The organism is Flavobacterium frigidum (genome assembly GCF_048286795.2).
The window spans coordinates 1-5,851 of sequence record NZ_JBLVPT020000032.1; the positions used below are offsets into that span (position 1 = coordinate 1).

The window sequence follows — 5,851 nt, forward strand, 5'->3', positions numbered from 1 at the left end:
AGAGGCATCTCCCGAAGCTTCGGGACGGATTCGAACTATATCTTTACTTGATTTTTCTTAAAAATTAGACATAAAAAAACCTCCAAATTGCTTTGAAGGTTTAGAGGCATCGTCCGGATTCGAACCGGAGTAGGAGCTTTTGCAGAGCCCAGCCTAGCCGCTCGGCCACGACGCCAATTATTTATTGGTGTGCAAATATAGTAAAAAAGTTAAAAAAGGAAAGCTAATAATTACAAAGTTTTTAAAATTCATAATTCATAATTTGTAATTCGTAATTAACTTAACTTCTATATTCTTCCATTTCTATAGTAACTGCTTCAACGTCACCGCCAATAGGAGGATTGAGTTTAGAAACCGCCACAATAATTCTGGAAACTTCAGGAATTTCTTCAAAAATACGAGTTATGATTCGGTGAGCAACATGTTCTAATAAGTCCGAACGAATAGCCATTTCTTCCACAACAATGCGATTTAAAAGCACATAATCCACCGTATCTTTTAAATCATCTGATATACTTGATTTTCTCAAGTCAGTCTTAACTTCTAAGTTTATGGTATAGTCAGAGCCAATTTTTCCTTCCTCGATCAAGCAACCGTGGTAAGAGTATGTTCTAATATTTTTAAGTTTTATGATTCCCATATTTTTTTATCAGAAATACTGATTTATAAATAAATTATTTAAAGTTATCTTTGCACTACAAATATATTGAATATGAACATTGATTTAGAAGAATTAAAAAAAGATATTAGATTAATAAAAAATGATTCATTTGAGTATGATGAATTATTTTTTAAAAAATTCATTATGAGTTTTGGACCATCAATTTATAACCAATTAAATTTTAAAATTAGTGATTTAACTAGTCAAATTGCTTTTAATGAAGTTATTCAAAATACTTTTTTTAAAGATTTAAATGATAATAGTAATAATTTTAAAAATAGATTTAATGAAGTTTTCAATGATTTGATTAAATCATATCATTTGAATAATAAATATATTTTTTATTTTTTATTTTATGATCAATTAAAAAATAACTTAAAAAAAGAAGAAAAATCACTCCATTTTATAGAACAAATCATTGAAGACAGTGTATCCAACGGTTTTCCCCAAGATAAATTACGTTTCCGTTTTCCGCCAGAACCTAATGGATATTTACACATAGGTCATGCCAAATCGATTTGCTTGAATTTTGGACTAGGGTTAAAGTACAATGCACCAGTTAACTTGCGTTTTGACGATACAAATCCTGCCAAAGAAGAGCAGGAATATGTTGATGCTATCAAGGAAGATTTGCAATGGTTGGGTTTCAATTGGGCTGAAGAACGCTATGCTTCTGATTATTTCCAACAATTGTACGATTGGGCTGTAAAAATGATTAAAAACGGGAAAGCGTATATTGACAGTCAATCTTCAGAGGATATGGCTTCGCAGAAAGGTACGCCTACACAACCTGGAGTTGATGGTCCTTACAGAAACCGTTCTATTGAAGAAAATCTTGCTTTGTTCGAAGGAATGAAAAATGGAGATTTTGAAGAAGGTAGCCATGTTTTGCGTGCTAAAATTGATATGACTTCGACTAATATGTTGATGCGTGATCCGTTAATGTATCGTGTTTTACACCGTCATCACCACAGAACTGGAAACGATTGGAAAATCTATCCCATGTATGATTTTGCACATGGCGAAAGTGATTATATCGAGCAAATTTCACATTCTATTTGTACGTTAGAATTTGTAATGCACAGAGAATTATACAACTGGTTTTTGGACCAAATTTATGATGACTCAAAAGTAAAACCACATCAATATGAATTTGCTCGTTTGAACTTGAATTACACTGTAATGAGCAAGCGAAAACTGTTGCAATTGGTACAAGAAAATATAGTAAACGGTTGGGATGATCCTAGAATGCCAACCATTTCAGGATTGCGTAGGAGAGGGTATACAGCCAATTCTATTCGTAAATTTTGTGATATTATTGGTGTTGCCAAAAGAGAAAATATTATCGATTTTTCACTTTTGGAATTTTGCTTGCGTGAAGATTTGAATAAAACGGCTCCAAGAGTTATGGCGGTTCTAGATCCAATAAAATTAGTCATTACGAACTATCCAGAAGATAAAGCAGAATGGTTGGATGCCGAAAATAATCAAGAAGACGAAAGCGCGGGATTTAGAAAAGTACCTTTTTCGAGAGAATTATTTATTGAAAGAGAAGACTTTTTAGAAGATGCTCCTGCAAAGTTTTTCCGTTTGAGTTTAGGCAGAGAGGTGCGTCTTAAAAATGCGTATATCATTAAAGGTGAAAGTGTTATAAAAGATGCTGCAGGAACTATTACGGAGATTCATGTAACTTATGATGAAGAAAGCAAAAGCGGAAGTGGGAGCGAAGCCAGTCAACGTAAAGTAGCCGGAACCTTGCATTGGGTATCGATACAACATGCATTAGAAGCTGAAGTTCGTTTGTACGATCGCTTGTTTATTGACGAAGCGCCAGACAGTCATAAAGAGAAAAATTTCTTAGAATTTATGAATCCAAGTTCGTTACAAATTGTGAAGGGATTTGTAGAACCAAGTTTAGCAACGGCGCAATCTGGAGAGAAATTCCAGTTTCAACGTTTGGGTTATTTCAATGTAGATAAAGATACGGCTGAAGGCAAAATTGTCTTTAATAAAACCGTGGGATTGAAAGATGCCTGGGAAGAAAAAGGTAAAAAAGAAGAAAATGTATTGATGAATACTCAAAAAGAAATCAATAAATATGTAAAAGAAAAGGACGAAAACAATGCCAATTTGATTCTAAATAATATTGTTGACAACATTAAAAGTATTGACAATTACAGTTTAATTATTCAGACAATTGTAAAAAGCATTAAAAATGATAACAACTCGCTGTTATTTTCTAATTTGATTTTGCATCATTCAAATAAAGTAAAAGTAAAAGATATCGAAGAAGAAGCTTTGACAAAATTATACACCATGTCATTAAAAAGTCAAATGGCAGCGGTTCGAATTTTAGCGATTGAAAATTTGCAAAATGATTTGAATAATTTTAGCCTTTTCGAAACACAGCTTTCAGAACTAAAATCCATCGAGAAAAACGAAAAAGTGATACAATTATTAAAAGACCTTAAATTTTAAGACCTTTATTTTAAATAGATTTTACCAATCAAAAGCTCTCTTCTTAGAGGGCTTTTGTTATTATTGTAATTAGTTATAAAAATATTGTTTTTAATATTTTTTTCTTATTAAAAACGACGTTCATAAATTGATTTTAAGACCGTTTTTTAAAACGAACAACAACACATATGGAATTCAAATAAACGTGAAACAGTTCGCTTATATTCGCTTTTTGCCTTGTGAAATTACACTTTAACGAGTTGTTAACAGGGAGTTGTTAATAAACAGGTACCTTTATGAAACAAACTTTTAAAATTAAGAATTATGTCGAATTCAACAGGAAATACATTTTTGGCTCTTTTGACTGGAGCAGTAATTGGAGCTGGAATCGGGATTTTATTTGCTCCCGATAAAGGATCAAAAACCAGAGAAAAAATGAAAGATGGTTTTGATGATGTTAAGAATGATTTAAAAACTAAATTAGATCATGCCTCAGAAGAATTTAAAGACAAATTTTCTACCGCAAAAATTGATCTGGAAGAAACCTATGAAGAATTGGTTTCAAATATGAGTCACAAGACCGAAGATGTAATTTCCTTTTTAGAAGAAAAATTAGCCGAACTAAAAAGGCAGAACGCTAAACTTCAAAAATAATTTCGATTTACTTATTGTATCAAATCCTAAAATAAAATCTATGGCTTTTGAAGAATTAAAAGAAAATACAGAAAACATACAAGAACAAGCCAAAGCGTATCTAGAAAACACTGTGGCTTATTATAAATTGTGGGGTTTTAAGGTCGCTATGAAATCGACAACCATGATCATAAAATTTTCATTGATTTTATTGTGTTTCAGTATGGTTTTATTGTTTTGTTCAGTAGCTGGGGCTTTAGCTATTGGTATCGCTTTAGATAGTTATGCGTTGGGATTTTTAATCGTCGGGGGAGTTTATCTTGTAGTAACAGGAATTTTATTTTCTATAAAAGATAAAATCGTCGAAGGACCCATTTTAGAGAAATTTTCAGAAATCTTTTTTAACGACTAATATATGGAAACCAAAAAATATTCTTCGTATGCTCAAATAGAAAGGGAACTCGAAATTTTAAAGATTGAAAAAGAAATCAGTTATCAAAAATTGGCTTATGGGTTTCAAAAAACAAAGGAAAGTATTACGCCTCAAAATATTGTAAGTGACTTAATAGGGACGTATAGTTCCGTTATTCCGTATGGAGCAATTGTTTCTACTGCGGCTCCTTTTATATTAAATAAAGCAATTCCGTTTATAAAAAATTGGTTTACTAAAAGAAAAAGAGGCAATTAAGCCTCTTTTTTTATGAATTCAAGTACTCTATACTTCTGTTTCCGGTGTTTCTGGAGCTTCTGGTTTTTCAGGTAGTTCGATGTTTTTTTCTTTTCTTGAAGTTCCTTTGTCACCTCTTTTTTTCATTAATTCACCCACTTGATTTGAAGCGCTAAACGATGCAATCATATTGTTAAGCATGTCGCTTCCTGCTTGTGGAGAATTAGGTAATAAAATTAAATTTGAATTGGTATCAGCACCAATAGCTTGCAGCGTATCATAATGTTGAGTTACAACAATCAATGCAGAAGCTTCTTGAGAATTGATTCCAACTCTATTTAAAACATCAACACTTTCTACTAAACCTTTGGCAATTTCTCTTCTTTGATTTGCAATACCTTGTCCTTGTAAACGCTTGCTTTCTGCTTCTGCTTCTGCTTTTGCTACAATTCTAATTCTTGATGCTTCTGCTTCAAATTCAGCTACTGTTTTTTCTCTATCAGCAGCATTAATTCTATTCATGGCATTTTTTACTTGAATATCGGGATCAATATCTGTTACCAAGGTATTTATAATCGTGTATCCATAAGTCGTCATCGCTTCATTCAATTCTCTTTTTACTGCTATGGCAATATCATCTTTTCTTTCAAAAACATCATCCAGTTTCAGTTTAGGAACCTCGGCACGAACAACATCAAATACATAAGAAGTAATTTGATCGTGTGGATACTCCAGTTTATAAAAAGCATCATAAACGGTCTCTTTAATAACCATAAACTGAACTGAAACTTTAAGTTTCACAAAAACGTTGTCTTTGGTTTTGGTTTCGATGATTACATCTAATTGTTGAATTTTTAGATTTACTCGTCCTGCAATCCGGTCTATTAAAGGAATTTTTAAATGTAAACCGGATTGTCTAATACTTAAGAACTTTCCGAATCGCTCTACAACAACAGCTGTTTGTTGTTTTACTGTAAAAAAGGAAGACAGTAAAATAAAGAATCCAAAGAATAGTAAGATAATTAAAGCAATGTTCATGATAATTTGTTTTAGTTTAATCATAAATCTACAAATTAAACTTCACAACCGATCGTATTTAACTTTCTTTATTTTCTCAACATCATACTTATACATAAATCTTAGTTATAATTATTTAACATGTATAAGTCTCCACAGGTAGTGCGATGCAAGTTTGTTAACGTTTTTTCTCAATATGGTTTTAACAATATGCTTGGCAATTTGAAAATCAGGATTTAGGTGTTAATTTTAGAGTGAACCTTTTACCATTGAATGCTAATTAGGTCTTTTATTTTTTAAAGTAATTTGTAGGTTCAATTTATAAGTGCAACAGATATATTAAAAACACTTGGAGTTAGCCCCCAAGTGTTTAAGGTCAAAAGCCTAAATTTGTCTTGCATGAAAAAATATAAACA

General features: G+C 31.7%; 6 protein-coding genes and 1 tRNA gene. 4 read left to right on the forward strand and 3 right to left on the reverse strand.

Annotated elements, in window-relative coordinates:
* Positions 1-104: 104 nt before the first annotated feature.
* A tRNA-Cys gene (locus ACNQGB_RS15830) sits at positions 105-175 on the reverse strand.
* Positions 176-280: 105 nt separating this feature from the next.
* The gene (gene folB, locus ACNQGB_RS15835) at positions 281-640 is read right to left on the reverse strand and encodes a dihydroneopterin aldolase (protein ID WP_417947253.1); all 360 of its coding nucleotides are present in this window, start codon (positions 638-640) and stop codon (positions 281-283) included.
* A 72-nt stretch (positions 641-712) separates the two neighbouring features.
* Here folB and ACNQGB_RS15840 point away from each other — a divergent pair, with 72 nt between their 5' ends.
* The 4 genes from ACNQGB_RS15840 (at position 713) to ACNQGB_RS15855 (ending at position 4,439) form a co-directional block, all read left to right on the forward strand.
* On the forward strand, positions 713-3,139 hold the full coding sequence (locus tag ACNQGB_RS15840) for a glutamine--tRNA ligase/YqeY domain fusion protein (RefSeq protein WP_417947250.1): 2,427 nt from the start codon (positions 713-715) through the stop codon (positions 3,137-3,139).
* 303 nt (positions 3,140-3,442) lie between these two features.
* Positions 3,443-3,772, forward strand: coding sequence for a YtxH domain-containing protein (locus ACNQGB_RS15845; protein ID WP_417947249.1), 330 nt, complete (start codon positions 3,443-3,445; stop codon positions 3,770-3,772).
* A gap of 40 nt (positions 3,773-3,812) precedes the next feature.
* Positions 3,813-4,163: a phage holin family protein gene (locus ACNQGB_RS15850; protein ID WP_417947248.1), complete on the forward strand. Its 351-nt coding sequence runs from the start codon at positions 3,813-3,815 to the stop codon at positions 4,161-4,163.
* Positions 4,164-4,166: 3 nt separating this feature from the next.
* The gene (locus ACNQGB_RS15855; RefSeq protein ID WP_417947247.1) at positions 4,167-4,439 is read left to right on the forward strand and encodes a DUF6327 family protein; all 273 of its coding nucleotides are present in this window, start codon (positions 4,167-4,169) and stop codon (positions 4,437-4,439) included.
* A gap of 27 nt (positions 4,440-4,466) precedes the next feature.
* On the opposite strand, the gene ACNQGB_RS15860 is transcribed toward ACNQGB_RS15855, so the two are convergent.
* Positions 4,467-5,456, reverse strand: coding sequence for an SPFH domain-containing protein (locus ACNQGB_RS15860; protein WP_417947246.1), 990 nt, complete (start codon positions 5,454-5,456; stop codon positions 4,467-4,469).
* Positions 5,457-5,851 lie beyond the last annotated feature (395 nt).

Coding starts and splice junctions, on each gene's coding strand:
- ACNQGB_RS15845 (WP_417947249.1), top strand. CDS start 3,443: ATGTCGAATTCAACAGGAAATACATTTTTGGCTCTTTTGACTGGAGCA.
- ACNQGB_RS15840 (WP_417947250.1), top strand. CDS start 713: ATGAACATTGATTTAGAAGAATTAAAAAAAGATATTAGATTAATAAAA.
- folB (WP_417947253.1), bottom strand. CDS start 640: ATGGGAATCATAAAACTTAAAAATATTAGAACATACTCTTACCACGGT.
- ACNQGB_RS15860 (WP_417947246.1), bottom strand. CDS start 5,456: ATGAACATTGCTTTAATTATCTTACTATTCTTTGGATTCTTTATTTTA.
- ACNQGB_RS15850 (WP_417947248.1), top strand. CDS start 3,813: ATGGCTTTTGAAGAATTAAAAGAAAATACAGAAAACATACAAGAACAA.
- ACNQGB_RS15855 (WP_417947247.1), top strand. CDS start 4,167: ATGGAAACCAAAAAATATTCTTCGTATGCTCAAATAGAAAGGGAACTC.